At 60.2% G+C, this 19923-nt stretch carries 18 protein-coding genes and 1 other annotated feature; of the genes, 2 read left to right on the forward strand and 16 right to left on the reverse strand.

Going from position 1 to position 19923, the window contains the following annotated elements:
* Positions 1–653: 653 nt before the first annotated feature.
* The 16 genes from cheZ to JK232_RS01215 form a co-directional block, all read right to left on the reverse strand.
* Entirely contained in the window at positions 654–1298 is a 645-nt protein-coding gene (cheZ, locus tag JK232_RS01140) for a protein phosphatase CheZ (RefSeq protein WP_072928469.1), read from the reverse strand.
* Between the two features lie 10 nt (positions 1299–1308).
* Complete coding sequence (cheY, locus tag JK232_RS01145; protein ID WP_072928468.1) at positions 1309–1698, reverse strand: chemotaxis response regulator CheY; 390 nt, start codon at positions 1696–1698, stop codon at positions 1309–1311.
* A 68-nt stretch (positions 1699–1766) separates the two neighbouring features.
* The gene (locus JK232_RS01150) at positions 1767–2819 is read right to left on the reverse strand and encodes a protein-glutamate methylesterase/protein-glutamine glutaminase (RefSeq protein WP_072928467.1); all 1053 of its coding nucleotides are present in this window, start codon (positions 2817–2819) and stop codon (positions 1767–1769) included.
* On the reverse strand, positions 2816–3688 hold the full coding sequence (cheR, locus tag JK232_RS01155; protein WP_072928466.1) for a protein-glutamate O-methyltransferase CheR: 873 nt from the start codon (positions 3686–3688) through the stop codon (positions 2816–2818). The genes JK232_RS01150 and cheR overlap by 4 nt, the downstream gene beginning before the upstream one ends.
* Positions 3689–3831: 143 nt before the next feature.
* Entirely contained in the window at positions 3832–5505 is a 1674-nt protein-coding gene (locus JK232_RS01160) for a methyl-accepting chemotaxis protein (RefSeq protein WP_072928465.1), read from the reverse strand.
* Positions 5506–5620: 115 nt separating this feature from the next.
* Positions 5621–6661, reverse strand: coding sequence for a fimbrial protein (locus JK232_RS01165; protein ID WP_072928464.1), 1041 nt, complete (start codon positions 6659–6661; stop codon positions 5621–5623).
* On the reverse strand, positions 6658–7392 hold the full coding sequence (locus JK232_RS01170) for a fimbria/pilus periplasmic chaperone (protein WP_212588661.1): 735 nt from the start codon (positions 7390–7392) through the stop codon (positions 6658–6660). The genes JK232_RS01165 and JK232_RS01170 overlap by 4 nt, the downstream gene beginning before the upstream one ends.
* Before the next feature lie 44 nt (positions 7393–7436).
* A complete protein-coding gene (locus JK232_RS01175) occupies positions 7437–9992 on the reverse strand; it encodes a fimbria/pilus outer membrane usher protein (RefSeq protein WP_212588662.1) in 2556 nt (851 codons plus the stop codon).
* Positions 9993–10538: a fimbrial protein gene (locus tag JK232_RS01180; RefSeq protein WP_072928462.1), complete on the reverse strand. Its 546-nt coding sequence runs from the start codon at positions 10536–10538 to the stop codon at positions 9993–9995.
* 298 nt (positions 10539–10836) lie between these two features.
* Positions 10837–11334 (reverse strand): chemotaxis protein CheW, encoded by a 498-nt coding sequence (cheW, locus tag JK232_RS01185; protein ID WP_072928461.1) that lies wholly within the window; start codon positions 11332–11334, stop codon positions 10837–10839.
* 44 nt (positions 11335–11378) lie between these two features.
* Positions 11379–13394, reverse strand: coding sequence for a chemotaxis protein CheA (gene cheA, locus JK232_RS01190; RefSeq protein WP_212588663.1), 2016 nt, complete (start codon positions 13392–13394; stop codon positions 11379–11381).
* Between the two features lie 4 nt (positions 13395–13398).
* The gene (gene motB, locus JK232_RS01195) at positions 13399–14529 is read right to left on the reverse strand and encodes a flagellar motor protein MotB (RefSeq protein ID WP_212588664.1); all 1131 of its coding nucleotides are present in this window, start codon (positions 14527–14529) and stop codon (positions 13399–13401) included.
* Complete coding sequence (gene motA / locus JK232_RS01200) at positions 14526–15413, reverse strand: flagellar motor stator protein MotA (protein WP_072928458.1); 888 nt, start codon at positions 15411–15413, stop codon at positions 14526–14528. Before motA ends, motB begins: the two co-directional genes overlap by 4 nt.
* Positions 15414–15569: 156 nt before the next feature.
* Entirely contained in the window at positions 15570–16151 is a 582-nt protein-coding gene (gene flhC, locus JK232_RS01205; protein WP_072928457.1) for a flagellar transcriptional regulator FlhC, read from the reverse strand.
* Positions 16151–16510 (reverse strand): flagellar transcriptional regulator FlhD, encoded by a 360-nt coding sequence (gene flhD / locus JK232_RS01210; protein ID WP_175558148.1) that lies wholly within the window; start codon positions 16508–16510, stop codon positions 16151–16153. The genes flhC and flhD overlap by 1 nt, the downstream gene beginning before the upstream one ends.
* A 1201-nt stretch (positions 16511–17711) precedes the next feature.
* Complete coding sequence (locus JK232_RS01215) at positions 17712–18536, reverse strand: SDR family oxidoreductase (protein ID WP_072928596.1); 825 nt, start codon at positions 18534–18536, stop codon at positions 17712–17714.
* 277 nt (positions 18537–18813) lie between these two features.
* Here JK232_RS01215 and hisL point away from each other — a divergent pair, with 277 nt between their 5' ends.
* On the forward strand, positions 18814–18861 hold the full coding sequence (gene hisL, locus JK232_RS01220; protein ID WP_002231208.1) for a his operon leader peptide: 48 nt from the start codon (positions 18814–18816) through the stop codon (positions 18859–18861).
* Positions 18837–18962: a sequence feature (His leader region), on the forward strand. Its footprint overlaps the gene before it by 25 nt.
* 59 nt (positions 18963–19021) lie before the next feature.
* Positions 19022–19921: an ATP phosphoribosyltransferase gene (gene hisG / locus JK232_RS01225; protein WP_072928455.1), complete on the forward strand. Its 900-nt coding sequence runs from the start codon at positions 19022–19024 to the stop codon at positions 19919–19921.
* The last annotated feature ends 2 nt before the right edge of the window (positions 19922–19923 follow it).

Here is a 19923-nt window from a genome sequence, read left to right on the forward strand (position 1 = left end):
TGCCCGCGAGAGCCGCCCATGACAGGGACTGTCATTAGCGGCGGCCCGATCAGCCCGGAGGCGGAGTGAGGGGACACGCGGGAGCGTGCAATGATTCAGCCGGATCACCGACAGCGCGCGGGTGCAGGGCCGGCGCGCCGGCAGGCCCTGCTCGGTTGAGGTTCGGAAAGCCAGGTAGACAAAGGCACCTGAGCAACCGAAATATTCCACCAAAACCATGAAAACCCGTACCGCGTACTCCATGCCCGCGGGTGCAGGGCCGGCGCGCCGGCAGGCCCTGCTCGGTTGAGGTTCGGAAAGCCAGGTAGACAAAGACACCTGAGCAACCGAAACATTCCACCAAAACCATGAAAACCCGTACCACGTACTCCATGCCCGCGGGTGCAGGGCCGGCGCGCCGGCAGGCCCTGCTCGGTTGAGGCTCGGCGGCTCAAGTAGACAAATACACATGAACAACCGAAACAAGCCACCACACATAATCAACCGAAACATGCCACCACACATAACCAACCGAAACATGCCACCGCACATAACCAACCGAAACAAGCCACATCACACCAGGTAGCGGCAACGGCAGCCGCCCTCCTGCCAGGCCTGCCGCCAGGCAAAAAAAAATCCCCCCACGTCTCCGTGGAGGGATTTCAGTCACTGAATCAGAAGCCCAGACTGTCGAGCAGATCGTCAACCTGTGCCTGGCTGGCAACAACACCCACACCATTTGCATCGAGCTGCGGCCCGTTGAGCAGGCTGTCATTTTCACGCTTCGGCTTGGCGGCCTGATCGGGAATGTTCTCCATCAGTACCATCAGCAACTGCGTTTCAATCTCTTGTACCACATGCATCATGCGCTTGATCACCTGACCGGTCAGGTCCTGGAAATCCTGCGCCATCATGATCTCCATCAGCTGGGCGTTGGTGAACCCGGTATGTTCCGGCACCGCGCTCAGGTACTGACGGGTGTCGGTCACCAGCTCGCGCGCATCCGCCAGCTCAATCGGGTTTTCAAACCAGGCGTCCCAACGGCCGGAGAGCGCTTTCGCCCCGGTTTCCAGTTCGTTCTGGCGCGGCTGCGCGGCTTCAACGCTGCTCAGCGCGCGCTCAGCGGCCTGCGCGGTCATGGTGACCACATAGTCCAGCCGGTCGCGGGCGTCTGGGATGGCTTCCGCCGCCTGCGCAATCGCTTGATCCAGGCCCAGTTCCCGCATGCTGTCACGCAGCATACGCGTCAGTTGCCCGATGCGCGAAATAATATCGCCGGCGGAGGCGGCTTCAAACGCGGGCGTGTGTTGTTGTGCCATACCCTTCTCCTTACATCCCGAGTTTTTCGAAGATCTTATTCAGCTTTTCTTCGAGGGTTGCCGCAGTAAACGGCTTGACGACATAACCGCTTGCACCGGCCTGAGCGGCAGCGATGATGTTCTCTTTCTTGGCTTCCGCCGTGACCATCAGCACCGGCATGGCCGCGAGCGCTGCGTCAGCGCGGATGGTCTGCAACAGTTGCAGGCCGTCCATGTTCGGCATGTTCCAGTCAGACACCACGAAATCAAACGGCGCGCTGCGCAGTTTGTTCAGGGCGTCTGCGCCGTCTTCGGCCTCTTCCACGTTGTTAAAGCCCAGCTCTTTCAGCAAGTTCCTGACGATGCGGCGCATCGTGGAGAAGTCGTCCACCACCAGGAAGCGAAGATTCTTATCTGCCATACGTACTCCTAACTAAGGTTTATTGTTCGTTTCTGAGCGAAGTTGCTCATGTTAAAAGGCCCGGCGCATCAGATGCGCAGCGCCTGCCCGGCTGAGATTTGCGCCAGCATCCGCTGGCTTATCTGGCTCAGGTCCACCACCTCACTGACACCGCCGGAGGCGATGGCTTCACGCGGCATGCCGAATACCACGCAACTGGCCTCGTTCTGTGCGAGGGTGTAGGCGCCTGCCCGGTGCATCTCCAGCATGCCTGCGGCACCGTCGTTGCCCATCCCGGTCAGGATCACCCCTACCGCATTGCGCCCGGCGTACTGCGCCACCGAACGGAACAGCACATCCACGGATGGCCGGTGGCGGTTGACCGCCGGGCCATCGGTGATTTTGATCTGGTAGTTGGCACCGCTGCGCGCCAGCTCCATATGCCGGTCACCCGGCGCAATATAGGCGTGGCCCGGCAGCACGCGCTCGCCGTCTTCCGCCTCTTTCACCGTTATCTGGCACAGCTTGTTGAGCCGGTCAGCAAACGAGCGGGTAAAGCCCGGCGGCATATGCTGGGTGATCAGCAGCGCCGGGCTGGACGGCGGCAGCGGTTGCAGCACATGGCGGATCGCCTCCGTGCCGCCGGTGGAGGAGCCGATGGCGATCAGCTTCTCACTGCTGAGCAACGGCGCATGGCTGAGCATCGCCGGGCTGCCGGCCCCCTGCTGGCGCTGGGTCAGCCGCGCTTTGGACGCGGTGCGGATTTTGTCGGCGATCATCTCGCTGTAGGCCAGCATCCCTTCACGGATGCCGAGCTGCGGCTTGGTGACGAAGTCAATCGCCCCCAGCTCCAGCGCCCGCAGGGTGATCTCTGAGCCTTTGCCGGTCAGGGAAGAGACCATCACCACCGGCATCGGCCGCAGGCGCATCAGCTTTTCGAGGAAATCCAGCCCGTCCATGCGCGGCATTTCAACGTCCAGCGTCAGCACGTCCGGGTTATATTTTTTGATGAGATCACGGGCCACCAGCGGATCGGGCGCGGTCGCGACCATGTCCATGTCCGGGTGGCTGTTGATGATCTCGGTCATCAACTGGCGCATCAGTGCTGAGTCATCAACACTCAGTACCCTGATTTTACTCATGACTTCTCCTTGGCCAGGCTGTACACGGTTTGGCCGCGCAAGCAGAATTCCCGGCTGATCTGGCTGAAGTTTTCAGAATGGCCGGCGAACATCAGCCCGCCCGGCTTCAGCAAGGGAACGAAACGCCGCAGGATGCGCTCCTGGGTCTCTTTATCGAAATAGATCATCACGTTACGGCAGAAAATGGCGTCAAACTGCCCCGGCAGCGCCCATTCCGGTGCCAGCAGGTTCAGCGGCTGGAAGGTGATCATCGCCGCCAGCTCCGGCCGCACCCGCACCAGCCCTTCATGCGGGCCGGTGCCGCGCAGGAAGAAACGCTGCAACTGTTGCGGGCTGAGGGTACGCAGCTCCTCCTGGCGATAGACACCGGCGGTCGCCTTCTCCAGCACCTGGGTGTCGATGTCAGAGGCGATCACCTGTGCGCCGTTGCCGCGGTTGCCGAGCGCTTCCATCAGCGTCATGGCGATGGAGTATGGCTCTTCCCCGGTGGAGGCCGCGGTGCTCCAGACGCTGTAGTTGCCGCCGCGCGACCGGGCGTGCTCCGCCAGGATCGGGAAGTGGTGCGCCTCGCGGAAAAACGCCGTCAGGTTGGTGGTCAACGCGTTGATAAACGCCTGCCACTCTGCGCTGTTCTGGTTCTGCTCCAGTTTCGCCAGGTACTGGCCGAAATCGTTCAGCCCCAGGGTGCGCAGGCGGCGCACCAGCCGGTTGTAGACCATTTCACGTTTGTGATCGGCCAGTACGATGCCGGCACGCTGGTAAATCAGCTGGCTGATGCGACGGAAATGCACATCAGACAGCGGCAGGCGCTGGGCCATCTGTGACAGGGAGGCCAGATCAGGTTCCGGGGTCAGTGGTTGCCGGTTCATAACACCCCCTCAGGGTGCAAACAAAGCGCTGTGTTGTTGCTCAATCTCAGTATTCCTGTGCTGCTGCGGGTTGTTTGCGCCTGCCGGCACTGTGCCGGCAGGGTAGTCACCGTCCTGTGGCCTCTGTCAGGCAGGGTTGCCGGTCAGAAGGTTTCCCAATTTTCTGTGGTGGCGGCGGCAGCGGCGGCCGGTTTTTTCAATACCGGTGCGGTGGCCACGCTTTTCGGTGCCAGTTCAGCCACGGCGTTACGCTGCTGGCTGGTGGTCAGGCGGAATACCGCCACGGATTGCGTCAGGCGGCTCGCCTGCTCTTCCAGCGCGGCGGCGGCAGAGGCAGACTCTTCCACCAGCGCGGCGTTCTGCTGGGTCACGCGGTCCATTTCGGTCACGGCCAGCCCGACCTGCTCGATGCCGCGGCTCTGTTCATCCGAGGCGGAGGCAATTTCGCCCATGATGTCAGTCACGCGGGTAACGGCGCTGACGATGTCACTCATGGTTTCACCGGCGCTCTCCACCAGCGTGGAGCCGGTATCAACGCGGGCCACGGAGTCATCAATCAGCCCTTTGATCTCTTTCGCGGCCTGGGCGCTGCGTTGCGCCAGGTTGCGCACCTCACCGGCGACCACGGCGAAACCACGCCCCTGCTCACCGGCACGGGCGGCTTCCACGGCGGCGTTCAGCGCCAGGATGTTGGTCTGGAAGGCGATGCCGTCAATCACACCGGTGATGTCAGCGATCTTCTGCGAACTGCCGGCAATCTCTTGCATGGTCTGCACCACGTTCGCCACCACCTTGCCGCCTTTCTGTGCGGTTTCGGAGGCACTCAGCGCCAGCTGGCTGGCCTGACGGGCGTTTTCGGCGTTCTGTTTCACCGTGGCGGTGAGCTGCTCCATGCTGGCGGCGGTCTCTTCCAGCGAAGAGGCCTGCTGCTCGGTGCGTGAGGAGAGGTCATTGTTACCGGCGGAGATTTCGCTCGCGCCGCTGTAAATGGCATCGGCCCCGAGGCGCACGCCGCTGACGGTAGTGATCAGTTCGCTCTGCATGTGTTGCAGGCTGGCGGCCAGTTGGCCCATCTCGTTGCGGCCTGCCCCTTCCACCGGGTGGGTCAGGTCACCGGCGGCGATGTGTTTGATGTGTGCGATCAGGCGGTTAAGCGGCGCGATCAGCGCGCTCTGAATGCCGAACCAGGCCGCGGCGATCAGTAACAGCACCAGGATCAGCACCGTGCCGAGTACCCACATGGCGTTGCCGAAGGAAGACTCGCTGTCCTTCACCGCGTGGTCATAAAGCTTGTCGTTCTGGTCGATGTAATTGACGAATGCCTTTTCAAAGCCGTCCTGGTAGCTCTGGGTCGGTTGTTCGAAGAAGTCATTGATGCGGCCGATGCTGATAAGCTCAATCAGTTCGGACAGCGCGCCGTGCAGGATGTCATAATTCTTTTTAACTTCATCGGCATAGCGCGGGTTCTGGCCGGCATCCAGCGGGATTTTCTGATAGTTGGCGTAGTGCTGCGCGGCGATCTCCAGATCTTTTTGCGCCACGGCCACCAGTTCTTTCACGGTCGCGCCGCTGCCCATCTGGTTGGCGTCCAGCATGTAGCGAATGCCCGCCCGGTTCAGGGTGTTACGGGTTTGCAGCAGGTAGATCCAGCTCGCGTTCATCTCAGCCTGTTGCTGGCGGATGCGCTGCGAGGTGGCAAAATTATCTTTATCGTTTTTCAGGGCGCTGAAAAACAGGCCGCCTGACGCAAGTTGCAGTGCGCCGAACAACGCCAGCATGATGACCAGGCTGGTGACCACTTTCATTCGCTTTAACATGATGTCCCTTAGTAGGTGATTCAACTGAACATGTTATCGGCACCATGAAAGGGAACTTTATGCGGCATTTGCTGAAAAGCGCGGGCGGCAGGCCGGGCGCCTGCCGGGGGGAAAATCAGTAGTAGTTAATCTTGAATACCGTGGTGGCTTCCCACGGGCCGGGGGTGACCGTGCGGCCGGGGATTGGCAACAACCGGGCGGTAAAGGTTCTCTCCACGCTCAGCGAGTGGGTGCTGAAATCCGCGAACAGAAAATAGTGGTTGAAAACCAGCGGCGTTTTTGCCTCCAGGATGTTCAGCATCAGGCCGTTTTGCAGATCGAGGGCCGTATTGCCCGCCAGCAGCGGCTGGTCAGTGTAGAACTCCGCGGCCAGCCGGAACCCCATGCTGCAGGTGTGATCCTGTGTTTTGGTGGCAGTCACGGAAAAGGTACGCTCACGCGGCGCGTTTGCCAGGTCAGCGGCGCTGACGGTGCCGAAGTCCACGATCTGGTTCTCCGGGTGCACCGTCAGCGACGCGCCGCAGTCCAGCACGGTGATGTTATTAAGGCCGTTGAGGCGGTATTTCAGGTTGCGGGCGTCCGGCAACTGGTTGATGCCGCCTTTGCCGTCGAACTGCACCAGCGTATAACTGCCCAGCGCGCTCTGGTAGCCCGGCGGCGGCAGGCTGTTCAGTTTCACATAGAGGCGGAAACGTACGTTGAAGGCGCGCGAGGTGTGCACCTGGGCCGCATTCCCTGAGCAGAGTTTTTCAGGGTGTTCCCGCATTAAGTCCGGGTTCTGTGCCAGCACGTTGTTATCCACACACTGGTGGGTGTCCAGCCCATACAGGCCGCCTGCCGCATCAAACTGTTGGCCGTTAAAATTCACGCCCAGTTGGTAGTAGGGATCGGTTTGCGACGGATAAGGGTTGATCCAGGCGAAAACGTTCTCGCGTTCATGCTGGTCAGCCGTGTTGTTGTCGCAGTAGACGGTGAGGGTGTAGTCGCCGCTCTCCCAGATGATGTCGCCGGGTGTGGCATTGGCAGGCACCGCAAACGGCTCGACCTGCGCGGTGACATCCACCGCCCCGCCCGGCCCGTTCAGGAAGCAATCCAGCGCCAGCGCCCGGCCGGTAAACAGCAACAGGCCGAGCAACAGCAGGGCCGCGCGCCTCATCGCCCCTCCCCCTTATCCGGCGTCACCCGGCAGGGCGCGCCCGCCGCACAGTCCACCGCCAGCATGTTCAGCGCGCCGTGGTCATTGATGTAGCCCAGCAGGAATGCCGGGTGCAGCGTGCCGTCAATGGCGGCGCTGGCGTTGCCGAACGGCGGCACCATCATGCCCCCAAACGCTTTTATGCCCGGCTGGCGGCGGTTGCCGACAAACCCGACCGTGATGTAGTAGGGCGTGGGGTTGCGCAATGTCAGTGCGGCCGCGCTGCGCGTCACCACAATGCGCTCCTGCCAGGGAATGGCAGGCAGGCTGGCGATGGCCGCCGGGCGGTAGAAGAGTTTGATGCGGCTTTGTGTCGCCATCTGCATGACGTTGCGCTGGCTGGCTTTGGGCGGCACTTCCCGCATATTGAAGTAGAACAGGCTTTCGCGATCGGCAGGCAGGGACGCCGCGCCCGGCTGGCGCACCAGTTTGACCTGGCTGTTGGCCTGCGGCTCCAGCCGCTGGAGCGGCGGCAGCGCCATAAACACCGACGCCGCCTTGTTGCCCGCGGCATCCTCGACCCAGGCGTGCGCCAGGTAGGGCAGCGCGCTGCTCTCGTTGGTCACCATCAGGCTGACGGAGGCATCCGCCTCATAGGCGATAAGCCGGGTGCGGTCGAGGTTGACGGCAGCCTGGCTGGTTAACGCGGCGCAGAGCACGCCTGGCAATAACAGAAGCGATCGCAGTTTCATCCTATAACTCCTTCAGGTAACAGGCGTTATCCGCCTGAAAATAATCAGTCACCGCACGGCAGCAGCAGCGTGCCACCGGTGGCGGGGAAGGTGCCCGGCAGCGTCAGGCGGCACGCCTTCCCCCTGCCCCACTGCACGTGGAGCACATGGCCCGGCGCAACGCCCTGCAAATAGGCCATCCCCGCCTCGCTGACCATGCCGACGCTGAGCGCCCGCGCCTCATCCACGATTTCCGCCCCCAGCGGCGGAAAGGTGCCGTCTGCCAGGCGGATAACCACCATGCCCTTCCCGCCCTGCACCGCATTCAGCGGCCGGTAACCAATGGCCCCTTCGGTGAAGGTCTGGCGCAGGACGTTGTTATGTACCGTGACGTCTTCAGGCAGATGGTTGACATCAACCCGCACCTCGGCGGGCTGGTAACTGTTGAGTGTGGGGATCACCGCCACGCCGAACGGGTTGGTGACGGCGCTGCCGTTATTGAGCGGGATCGCCGCGATGCCGTTGCCGTCCACCATCAGCCGGGGTTCATTGCCCTGGTTGTAGCGGTGCAGCGCCGCGCCGTGGCGGGTGGCGGTGATCGACCCGGCCCAGCCGGCGTTCACCGAGTAGTACGCCTGCTGCTTGTAACTGGCCGCCAGCGCCAGTTCACCCAGCGCGCTGCGCTGCTGGACGTTGCCGCGCGCCAGCATCCCCGGCTCACTGCCGCCGTGCTGATGGCCCACACTCAGCCCCCAGTTGCTGTCGCGGTCGGGGAAAGCGGCATAATTCAGCAGCTGATCCACCCCCTCACCCTGCTGCACGCTGTAGCTTAAGCGGTCACCGTCATGGAGCGGCAGGCTGAAAGAGACATAGAACTGCTTGTCACTGCCGCCGGCCTCACTGCGGGTGCGGCCGGCGGAGAGCGAGGCAGAAAGGCTGCGCAACGGCCCGAGGTCAAACATCCGGCCCAGCGTCAGGGTGTAGGTATTTTCATCCGCGCCCTGCCAGTCGCGCTGGTTGCGCAGGCTGAGCGCCAGCGACACCTTCAGCGGCGTCATGTAGTGGTTGGCGATGAGGTTAACGGACTGTTTTTCGGCGCGGCCCTGCGCCGGCCCGCCACGGGCCAGATCCGCCAGCGAGAGGAAATGCGGGTCAGCATAACGGTCGCCGGAGAGCGCAATCCCGCTGTTGCCGGCGGCAAACCGTTTGTTGTAGCTGAGCCGGTAACGTGTGCCGCGCACGGCAGCCTGATGCGGCAACGTCGCCTGGGCCTGGGTAACGTCAAACGAGACTGCCCCCAGGTGCATCAGGTTCTGCCCCGCCCCCAGCGACAGCGCCCGGTAGTCGCTGCCGCTGGTCAGCAGGCCGCCATACAACGACGTCTGGTTAAACGCCCCCCAGGAGAATTCGCCGCTGTAAAAGTCCGGCTCCCGCACCGCGCCGCCCGGCTGCCCGGTTAACCGGCCACCGGCGAGTTTGTACCGCCACTGCCCTTTGCGGGTCAAAAACGGCACGCCCGCGGTCTCCACCGTAAAGGTGGTGCGGCTGCCGTCCTCTTCGGTGACGGCCACCTCCAGCGCACCCTGATAGGCTTCGCTGAGATCCTGGATCAGGAAGGGGCCGGGCGGCACGTCCGTCTGGTAGAGGGTGCGGCCGTTCTGGCTGAGCGTGACGCGGGCATGGGTTCTGGCCATGCCGCTGACCTGCGGCGCGTAGCCGCGCAAATGGTAGGGCAGCATCCGTTCGTCGCTCTCCAGCGCAGCGCCGGTGAACGCGAAGCCGTCGAAAATATCGGAGTGAAGATCGGTTTCGCCCAGGGTGAGTTTGCCGTTGACTGACGGCAGCGGGCGGAAGGCATAGAGGCGCGACGGGCTGAGGCGGTGGTCCTCGTCTCCGGCATCATCACCGGTAAAGTAGTGCAGATCGCTGCGTAACCGCCAGGCCCCGAGGTTGACCCCGGCGGTGCCGTAGGCATCAAGAGTGTTGCGCGCCCCGCCCTGCTGCGGCGCGTAATGGGCGGCAAACAGGTTGTAGTCAAGAAAAGCGCCGCTGATGCCGTGGTGCCACAGGGCGCGCGGCACGCCCTGGCGGTCGGTATAGGCCAGCCACGCCTGCGGCACGGTAATGGCCAGCGTCTGGCTGGCGCGATCGAGGGTGAAAGTGATACCGGGCTGGGCGGCAAAAGAGACGCAGCCCTGCACCAGCGGCAACGTACGGCGGATCGCCGGTTGCAGGCCCAGGGCGTCAGCCAGGGTGTCAGGAATACAGGGTTGCGGCCCGATGGCCTGCGGGGCGGCACGCCAGGCCAGCAGCACCGGGTCAGGCAGGGGCTGGCCGTTGACCGTGACGTTGACCAAATATTCCCCCGCCATCATGCTGCCGGGGTCGGCAAATGCCGCCAGGTCGATATTATGGCGCGCGTCAGCGTCCAGGGCATGGAGATTAAATTCAGTGGCGCTCAGCGGAAAAGAGAGAATAAGCAGCGGCAGGAACGTGCTTATTATCCCTGTTCTGACAGACAAACTGATTAACGGCATAATAATCTGGTTGATCGGCAGGAAATAAACGCCGGGGGTTACCCCGGCGGTGGCAATAAACGGCGTAACGCCGTAAAGCGGCAATCAGAGATATTCGAGGACGTAATGCGCGGACGCTTCTACATCACCCGGTGTCGGGGCGCCGCCCACCGGTTCCATATGGGCTTTGAATTTCAGGATCTGGGTTTTGTTGGTCCCGACCAAAGGCACCTCAACCGTGGAGCCGATGCCGATATGCTGTTCGTTTTCCTGCATCAGCCGTACACCCACATGCTGTGCGCCGCCCGCGTGCAGGTTAGCCAGCAGGTCGGTATTTTCTGCGGTAACGTTCGTGCTCTCGAATTTCACTTTTACTTTGGTAACAGGGGTTTCGCCGCCCAGCACGCAATCATTCAGCTGGATGTTGACCGGCACGGCAGCAGAGACGCCGGTGGCCAGTGCCTTATCAGAGACTTCACCCAGAGAGACCTGGAGATCCACACTCTCCGGATCCACAGAACACGGCGCATTGATAACCACGCCTTTGAACGTAATTTTTCCCTGGCCCTGGCCCGGATCTGCGGCGGCCCCCGTGGTCATCAACAGGGCAGACACCGCCAGGCAGAGCAGACTTTTCTTTATCGACAGCATTATTATTTCCTTATATTTTCAAAACACGCCGGACTGTGCCAAATGGCACAGTCACCTTATGCAGGCGTGGATAGTAAATAGTGCTATTTCACTTCACAATTAAAAGTGAATACAAAATGACTTATTAAAAAATAAATAGCGGGGATTATTAATAATTTTAATGGTGATTGCTTTGAGAAAAAAACAGGAAGAAATAAGAATCAGGGGGAATAACGCACAGGATAATAGAGGATGCGGCGGATAAGACAATATTGTCAGAGAAAAAAACCCCTTTTCCCGTGGGAAAAGGGGTTTTTCATCAGGCTTTGGCGACCACTTCCATCAGGGCCATCTCTTCGCTGCTGAGCAGCTTTTCGATGTCCACCAGGATCAGCATCCGCTCGCCGAGGGAGCCGAGGCCGGTGAGGTATTCCGTTGCCAGCGTCACCGCAAATTCCGGTGCCGGGCGGATCTGCTCCGTGGTGAGTGACAGCACGTCAGAGACGCCGTCCACCACGATGCCTACCACACGCTGCTCAAAATTGAGCACGATCACCACGGTGTTGTCATTGTACTCGACGCCCTGCTGGGCAAATTTCACCCGCAGATCGATGATCGGCACAATCACGCCGCGCAGGTTGGTGACGCCTTTAATAAAGGAGGGGGTGTTGGCGATGCGCGTTACCTGATCGTAACCGCGGATCTCCTGCACCTTGAGGATATCAATCCCGTACTCCTCGTCACCCAGCGTAAAGATCAGGAACTCCTGTCCTACCGTTTCGCCCGCCAGTTTTGTCACAGTTGCCAGTCCTGCCATGTTAGTTACCCTACTCGTTATGCGGCTCTAGATAATGGGCGGCCTCAGGCGGCCACACCCGATACCCGTTTTTCACGGTTCAGCGCCTGAAGCGCGGAGACATCAACGATCAGCGCCACGCTGCCGTCGCCCAGAATGGTGGCGGCGGAGATGCCCGGCACCTTGCGGTAGTTGCTTTCCAGGTTTTTCACCACCACCTGATGCTGGCCGATCAGCTGATCAACCAACAGGGCGTAGCGGCGACCGGCGCTTTGCAGGATCACCACAATGCCCTGCGTGGCCTCGGTGCGGGCCTCTGCCACGTCAAATACCCGGAACAGCTCCACCAGCGGCAGGTATTCGCCGCGCACCTGCAACACGCGCTCGCCCCCGGCCAGCGGGTGCAGATCTTCTGCCAGCGGTTGCAGGGACTCCATCACCGCGTTGAGCGGCAGAATGAAGACTTCCTGCCCGACCTTCACGGACATGCCGTCCAGGATCGCCAGCGTCAGCGGCAGCAGAATGCGGATGGTGGTGCCTTTGCCCTGCTGGGAGTGGATCTCCACATGGCCGCCCATCTCCTGGATGTTCCGTTTCACTACGTCCATCCCGACCCCACGGCCGGACACGTCGGTGACCTGTTCTGCGGTGGAGAAGCCTGGGGCGAAAATCAGCATCCCGACTTCTTCATCCGTCATGCTCTCGCTGACCGGCAGCCCCGAAGAGGCCGCTTTCGCCAGGATACGCTCACGGTTCAGCCCGGCACCGTCATCGATAACCTCGATGCAGATATTGCCGCCCTGGTGCTCTGCGGAGAGGATCAGGTTGCCGACCGGGTTTTTGCCGTTGGCCTCGCGGGTCGCGGCGTTTTCGATGCCGTGGTCGAGGCTGTTGCGCACCAGGTGGGTGAGCGGATCGATAATGCGTTCAATCAGGCTCTTGTCCAGCTCCGTGGAGCTGCCCTGCAAGGTGAGCTCCACCTGCTTGTTCAGTTTGCTGGCGAGATCGCGCACCAGGCGCGGGAAGCGACTGAACACATATTCCATCGGCATCATACGGATAGACATCACCGATTCCTGCAGATCGCGGGCGTTGCGCTGCAACTGCCCCATGCTGTTCAGCAGGTCGCCGTGGTTGACCGGGTCCAGGGTGCCGGAGCGCTGCGCCAGCATCGACTGGGTAATCACCAGCTCACCGACCAGGTTAATCAGCTGGTCCACCTTCTCCACGGCCACGCGGATGCTGGTAGATTCTGCGGCTTTGGCCGCTTTCGGCGCTTTCGGCGCCTCGGCTTTGGCTGCCGCCGGCGCTACCGGGGCGGGGGCCGGCGCTGCCGTGGCCCCGGCCGCCGGGGCGCTCACTGCGGCCGCCGGGGCCACAGTAGCGGCCGCCTGGCTGATGCTGATCTGTTCCGGTTCCAGTACGAAGCAGAGCACCGCGCTGATGTCATCCGCGCCCACGGAGGTCACCAGGGTGACGTCCAGCGTGCTGTCGGTCTGTTGCGGCTGGGTCACCTCGCCGAGGTTGCCCAGCTCCTCGAGCATCAGCGGGATCTCCTGCGGCTTCAGCCCGCTGAGGCGGATCTGCAAACCGCCGCCGGCGGCAGGGGTTGCGGCCGGGGTAGCTGGTGTTGCGGCGGGTGCGGCGGCAGCCGGTGCCGCGGCAGGGGCGGCCGCAGCCTCCCCGCCCTGTGCTTCCAGCGCCAGCTGGCGCAGGGCGGCGCAGATATAGGTAAAGCTCTCTGCGTCCGGTTCCTGGGAGGATTTATAGGCGTCCAGCTGCTCCTGCATAATATCTTTGGTTTCCAAAAACAGGTTGATGATCTCGGTGCTGAGCTGCATTTCACTGCGGCGCGCGCCGTCCAGCAGGTTTTCCAGCAGGTGGGTTGTCTCCTGCAAGATTGAAAAACCAAAGGTTGCTGCCCCGCCCTTTATCGAGTGCGCCGCGCGGAAAATCGCGTTGAGCTGTTCGATGTCCGGGCTGTGCGGGTCAAGCAGCAGCAGGTGCTGCTCCATATCCGCCAGCAATTCATCCGCTTCGTCGAAAAACGTCTGATAAAAATCACTGATATCCATGCTCACGGTGTCACCTCTGCTGTGAGTCGCGGCTGCCCGGTGCAGCCTGGCTGTCCGGTGCGGCCGGCAGCGCGGCGGTAGGCCGCGCTGCCTGAGTGGCCGCCGGCACAGGGGCCGCTACCGGGGTCGGTTGTTGAGTCGGTTGTTGAGCCGGTGCGGCATCGGCGGGCGTCGCCGGCGCCGCTGCCGCAGACGGTTGGCCCGTTGCCGGGTCAGCCGGCGCGGACGGTGCCGCCGCGTCGCCCTGACCGGCCGGAACCAGGGTTTTCAGCACGTCGGGCTGGCTGATGGCCACCGCCGCGCTTTCGCTGTTTTCACGCTCGATGTGCGCCTGCGCCTCTTTATTCAGCACCAGGATGCTGATACGGCGGTTGATGGCGTCATCGGCCTGGTGATCCTTAAGCTGCATGGTGGAGCCCAGCCCCATCACCCGCAGCACTTTGCCCTCGGTGAGGCCGCCATACACCAGCTCACGGCGGCTGGCGTTGGCGCGGTCTGCCGAGAGTTCCCAGTTGCTGTAGCCGCGCTCCCCGGTGACGTACGGCAGGTCATCGGTGTGCCCGGCCAGGCTGATTTTATTCGGGAAGTGATCCAGAATCGGCGCAATGGCGCGCAGGATGTCACGCATGTACGGCTCCACCTGCGCGCTGCCGGTGCGGAACATCGGCCGGTTCTGGCTGTCGATGATCTGGATGCGCAGCCCCTCTTCCGTCAGCGTGATCAGCAGGTGCGGGCGCAGGGCGCGCAGGCGCGGATCGGACTCCAGCAACTGGTCGAGGTCCTCATGCAGTTTCTCGAGTTTCGCGTTCTCGGCGATCTGCTCGGCGTGGTTCGGCGTCGATTTATGCACTTCGCCCTCCTGACGCGTCGGGTCATCACCGCCGCCGGGGATCGGGCTTTCGCTGTCGCTGCTGCGCTGGCCGCCGGTAATGGCGACCTTCAGCGGCGTGCGGAAATATTCGGCGATCTGCGTCAGCTCTTTCGGGCTGGCGATGGAGATCAGCCACATCACCAGGAAGAACGCCATCATCGCCGTCATAAAGTCAGCGTATGCGATCTTCCATGATCCCCCGTGGTGGCCGCCGCCATGCTTGGCTTTCTTCTTTTTAACCACGATCACCGGGTGATTTTGCTGTTTCATGCCTTCTCTTCCGCTGTCTGACCAGCCGGGGATTTGGTTTTGCGCACGTGTTCTTCCAGCTCAACGAAGGACGGGCGCTCGCTGGTGTAAAGGGTCTTACGGCCGAACTCCACCGCAATCTGCGGCGCATAACCGTTAATGCTCGACAGCAACGTCACTTTGATGCACTGCATCATTTTGACGTTTTCGGCACATTTCTGGCGCAGCACTGAGGCCAGCGGCGAGATGAAACCGTACGCCAGCAGGATGCCGAGGAAAGTCCCGACCATCGCGTGGGCAATCAGCTCACCCAGCTCCGCCGCCGGGCGATCCGCCGAGGCCAGTGCGTGTACCACGCCCATCACCGCCGCCACGATGCCGAACGCCGGCAGCGAGTCACCGATCATCGACAGGCTGCCTGCCGGCACTTCGCTCTCGTGTTCGAAGGTTTCGATCTCTTCGTCCATCAGCGCTTCGATTTCATGGGAGTTCATGTTGCCGCTCACCATCAGGCGCAGATAGTCGGTGATGTATTCCATCAGCACTTTATCGGCCAGAATGCGCGGATAATTAGAGAAAATTTCGCTGTCCGGTGGGGAGTCGATATCGCGCTCCAGTGACAACATGCCTTGCTGGCGCGATTTGGCCAGCAGGCGGTAAAGCAGGCCCATCACATCCATGTAGACTGCTTTGTTGTATTTCGAGCCGCGCATCAGCTTCGGCAGCGCGCGCATGGTGGCCTTGATCGACTTGCCGTTGTTGCCCACGAAGAAGGCGCCCACGGCCGCGCCGCCGATGATGACCAGCTCAGAGGGTTGATAGAGCGCGCCGAGTTCACCACCGACCATCATGTAGCCGCCCAGGACGGCGCCTAATACCAGGATGTAACCTATGATAACTAACACGATGATTCCTTAATAAAGTGGTTGGAAAGGCGGGGTGTTGCGCACAGCGGGAGAGGCCGGGCGTACGCCACGGACACGGAACATCGGGGGGGTGGTGCTTGCTGAACCGGGCCGGCCTGTTGCCGGCCCCAATTCAGTAGGTTGCCGTTATTCCGCTCAAACTGCGCGCTTGACCTGTTCGTCCAGCGTTTGAGGAGTTATATCGGCCATTTGCGGCGAAAGTTTACGTCTTTTTACTGCGCGGGACGGCGGCTGGCACAGGCTGCACACAAAGGTGTTGGCCGGATGGTGCGCATGGGTGATAAACGCGCCGCTGCAACAGGTGCAACCGGACATCTGCAACATGCCGCTGTCCACAAAACGCACCAGCGTCCAGGCGCGGGTCAGCGCCAGCACCGGGGCTTCACCCGCCTGTTGCGGGCACTGCTCCAGGTAGAGGCGGTAGGCTTTGATCACCGCTTCCACGCCGTTGCAACGCCCTTTCTGCGTCAGGAACAGGTAGATGTTATAGAACATCGACGAGTGGATATTCTGTTCCCAGGTCATGAACCAGTCGGTCGAAAACGGCAGCATCCCTTTCGGCGGCGGGCTGCCGCGCAACTCTTTATAGAGTTTGATCAGGCGGCCGCGGCTGAGCTGGGTTTCACTCTCCAGCATCTGCAGGCGCGCACCGAGGGTGATCAGCTCCATCGCCAGGTGGATATCTTTGGCTTCCTGAACAATGCTTTTCTCGCTCATCACATTGCCCTTTTCTTTTGCGCTGCGGCGGCGGAATCCGCCTGTGCCTGGTTTTTCAGCATATTGCTGGAGAGCAGGATACCGGTATGGATCTGCTGGAGGTCGTCCACGCGTGAGGCCTGGGTCAGGCGCTCAATCGATTTGTGGTCGTCAAAACGGAACTGACAAAGCAGTTGGTTGGTTTCCGCCAGCTTGACCATCTGCGGCAGGGTTAGCTGCGCCAATGCATCTGCCATGGCCTCATCAATTCCCAGCCGGAACATGGCTGCATCTTTTTCGTCATTGATTAAACGCTGTGCTAAAAGCAGATACGACAAGTTAATGTCATAAATATGTTTGAGTAATTCGGACATACTCAGTAACCCCGCCTGGCTGATTATGTTTCTTAACATAAACAGCTAAAAAGTATATTTCACGCCTCAGGTAAATTCCCAAGACTGACCCTGGTAATTGCGCCGTAACCGGCCAAATTCGTGTTCCTGGTATACAGAAAAAAACGCTTGACAGCGTCAAAACCGATGGTTTGGTCAAAGAAATCTAACGTTTTTAAGAGACATTTTCGTACTGAAACTGTTTCGCCTTTGAAACGCTTTTACACACTTTCTTAGGATTATTCCTAATTGGCGCAACTCTACTCTTGATGGCGGTAGCTGCACAACGGAGGCGGGTAAGAATTTTCGAAAAAGTGTGATGTAAGTCACAAAAATAAAATAAATATTAGCCCGAAAAGCGTAAAAGTTTCGTTTAGGTCATAAAAATGCAGTTTAAAAATCATGCCAATGTAAAAATCTGGCTAAAAACACCCGCTTTAAAGGCAAATATCTGCCCTTTTTGAGATCATTTCGAACTTGTGAATAAGAAAGCGGAATCAGCAGCGTTTCATGCTGGTATTAGCGCAAATTCACAGCATCGCGTGCTGATTTAACGAAATTGGCAGGAAGCTGAATCGAATCAATCGCCTAGGATTTAACCTGATAATTTAGGTTAAGGCGTGGGGATAAACAGGTTGTTTTTTGTACAAATGTACGGGGAAGGTTAAGAACAACTTTTGGTTGGCGGCAACAAGACAGGAAACGTAAAAAAATGTGTCTGGGACGATAAGATGCCTCCCGGCCGGAGGGCAGGACAGGCAAAAAGGATTTAATAGATGCGAATGGATATTATTTAATACGTGGCATACCTTTTATCGGCATTAATTAAAAAAGCTTTAGCGTTAAATGAGAAAAAAAATAAAAAAGGGCGGATTCCTCTTTCTATTTCTTCATATTTACACTTTCTTAACAGTCCCGACATTTTTACGTCATCTTTTATTGTGTGACTGCCCTCACCTTTATTGAGTGGGGTCTGCCCTCACCCGCCCTGTGCTGAGGGGCTGTACAGGGGCTATTGCTGATAAACACGGCGGCGGTTGCCGGTAAGCAGGCCAGGAACGACGCGAGGACACGGCGGGCCGGGCGCACACCCGCGGCTCACAAGGGGACGGGGATGGACATAAGCAGAAAGGCGACAGGGGAAATGTCAGGGCAACCCGCGGGTTGCCCTGTTTGTCGGTGGGGGTGATCAGCTGACCGGCATCCGGTCTGGGTCAGGGAACTGATAGGTAAAACCGAGATCGCGGCAGATGCGGCTGCCGTCTACAATCTTTCCGGCACTGCCGTCGTCGGCATCGAACTGCGGCGGTGTCAGCCCCAGCCGTTTTGCAGCACTGCGGTAAAACACCTGCTTCTGCGGGTGCTGCGGCGCGCAGAGGTTATAGGTGCGGTTGCCGTCCGGCCGGCGGAGCAGCAACTGGATCGCAGCGATCACGTCATCCTGATGCACCAGGTTTACGCCATGCGAACCGTTTTTAATGCCGCTCTTCCCGGCCAGGAAACGCCCTGGGTGGCGGTCCTGCCCCACCAGCCCGCCGAGGCGCAGAATATCCACCGCAATATTGGGCAACCGGTGCAGCCAGACTTCCAGCTCCGCCAGCGCGCGGCCGCTGTGAGTCACCGGGTCGAGCGGGCTCTCTTCATCCACTTCCCGCGGCTGGTCACCATACACTGCGGTGGAACTGGTCACGATAATCCGTTTCACCTGATGCGCCAGCGCGCTGTCCACCAGCAACTGTACGGCTTGCAGGTAGAGGCGGCTGCCCTCCGGCGTGCGGCGTGCCGGCAGGGTGATCACCAGCGCGTCCACCTCCAGCAGCTGCGCCAGATCCTCTGCATCCCCCGCCATTTCCGGTGTAATCTCCAGCGGGTAACAGTCGATCCCGGCCATGCGCGCCGCATCCACCCCGTCAGGTGTGGTTTTGCTGCCGACGACCTGCATCCCCTGGGCGGTCAGTGCCAGCGCCAGCGGCATCCCCAGCCAGCCTAAGCCGACAATTGCGACCTTGTTTATCGCCACATTTTCCATCTTTCTTCTCCTGCGGTGGCCTGTTTCTCATTGCCACGCTACGCCGCCCGGCCCCTGCCGACAATAGGACTGGCCTGAGAGCGGCGCATAGCAATACCTTCCGCCTATTCTATTCCCCTCAGTGATGAATAAGCGGCCGGAATGAAAATAAATCATCCAGCTAAAAAAAGGTTGCGTGACGCCGTGATGATGGTTTAGGTTAATCAACAGTTAAATCTGAATCGGCCTGTGCGCCGGTTAACCCAAACAGACGAGAAAAATTATGAATCGCGTTCAGTTCAACCACCATCATCACCATCACCCTGACTAGTCTTTCAGGCGATGTGTGCTGGAAGACGTTTAACGAATCTTCCAGTGGCGGCAGAACGCGACAGAAAAGCCCCCGGAAGATTCTTCCGGGGGCTTTTTTTTTAACCCCTTCATCAGAAAGAATTTTTTTACATCACTATTACGGGTAAGAGGGCGTCACCATGTTGGATAAAACACGTTTACGGATAGCCATGCAGAAATCGGGTCGCCTGAGCGAGGAGTCACAGGAGCTGCTGGCGCGCTGCGGGATCAAAATCAACCTGCAACAACAGCGCCTGATTGCGTTCGCAGAGAATATGCCGATCGACATCCTGCGCGTGCGGGATGATGACATCCCCGGCCTGGTCATGGATGGCGTGGTGGATCTCGGCATCATCGGCGAGAACGTGCTGGAAGAGGAGCTGCTCAGCCGCCGCGCCCAGGGCGAAGACCCGCGCTACACCACCCTGCGCCGCCTGGACTTCGGTGGGTGCCGCCTGTCACTGGCTGCCGCGCTGGATTTCGATTACACCGGCCCGCGCAGTTTGCAGAATGCCCGCATTGCCACCTCTTACCCGCACATTCTTAAGCAATACTTAGACAAACAGGGTGTGGCGTTCAAAGCCTGCCTGCTGAACGGCTCGGTGGAAGTGGCCCCGCGTGCCGGCCTGGCGGATGCGATTTGCGATCTGGTTTCCACCGGTGCCACGCTTGAGGCCAACGGCCTGCGTGAAGTCGAGGTGATTTACCGCTCCAAAGCCTGTTTGATCCAGCGCGACGGCGAAATGCCGCAGGAGAAACAGCTGCTGATTGACCGGCTGATGACCCGTATCCACGGCGTGATCCAGGCGCGTGAATCCAAATACATCATGATGCACGCGCCGAGCGAGCGGCTGGAAGAGGTGATCGCCCTGCTGCCGGGGGCGGAGCGCCCGACCATCCTGCCGCTGGCCGGTGACCAGAACCGCGTGGCGATGCACATGGTCAGCAGTGAAACCCTGTTCTGGGAAACCATGGAGAAGCTGAAAGCCCTGGGTGCCAGTTCGATTCTGGTGCTGCCGATTGAGAAGATGATGGAGTAACC

Origin of the sequence: Nissabacter archeti (genome assembly GCF_018257325.1) — a bacterium.
GTDB classification, from domain to species: Bacteria; Pseudomonadota; Gammaproteobacteria; order Enterobacterales; family Enterobacteriaceae; genus Chimaeribacter; species Chimaeribacter arupi.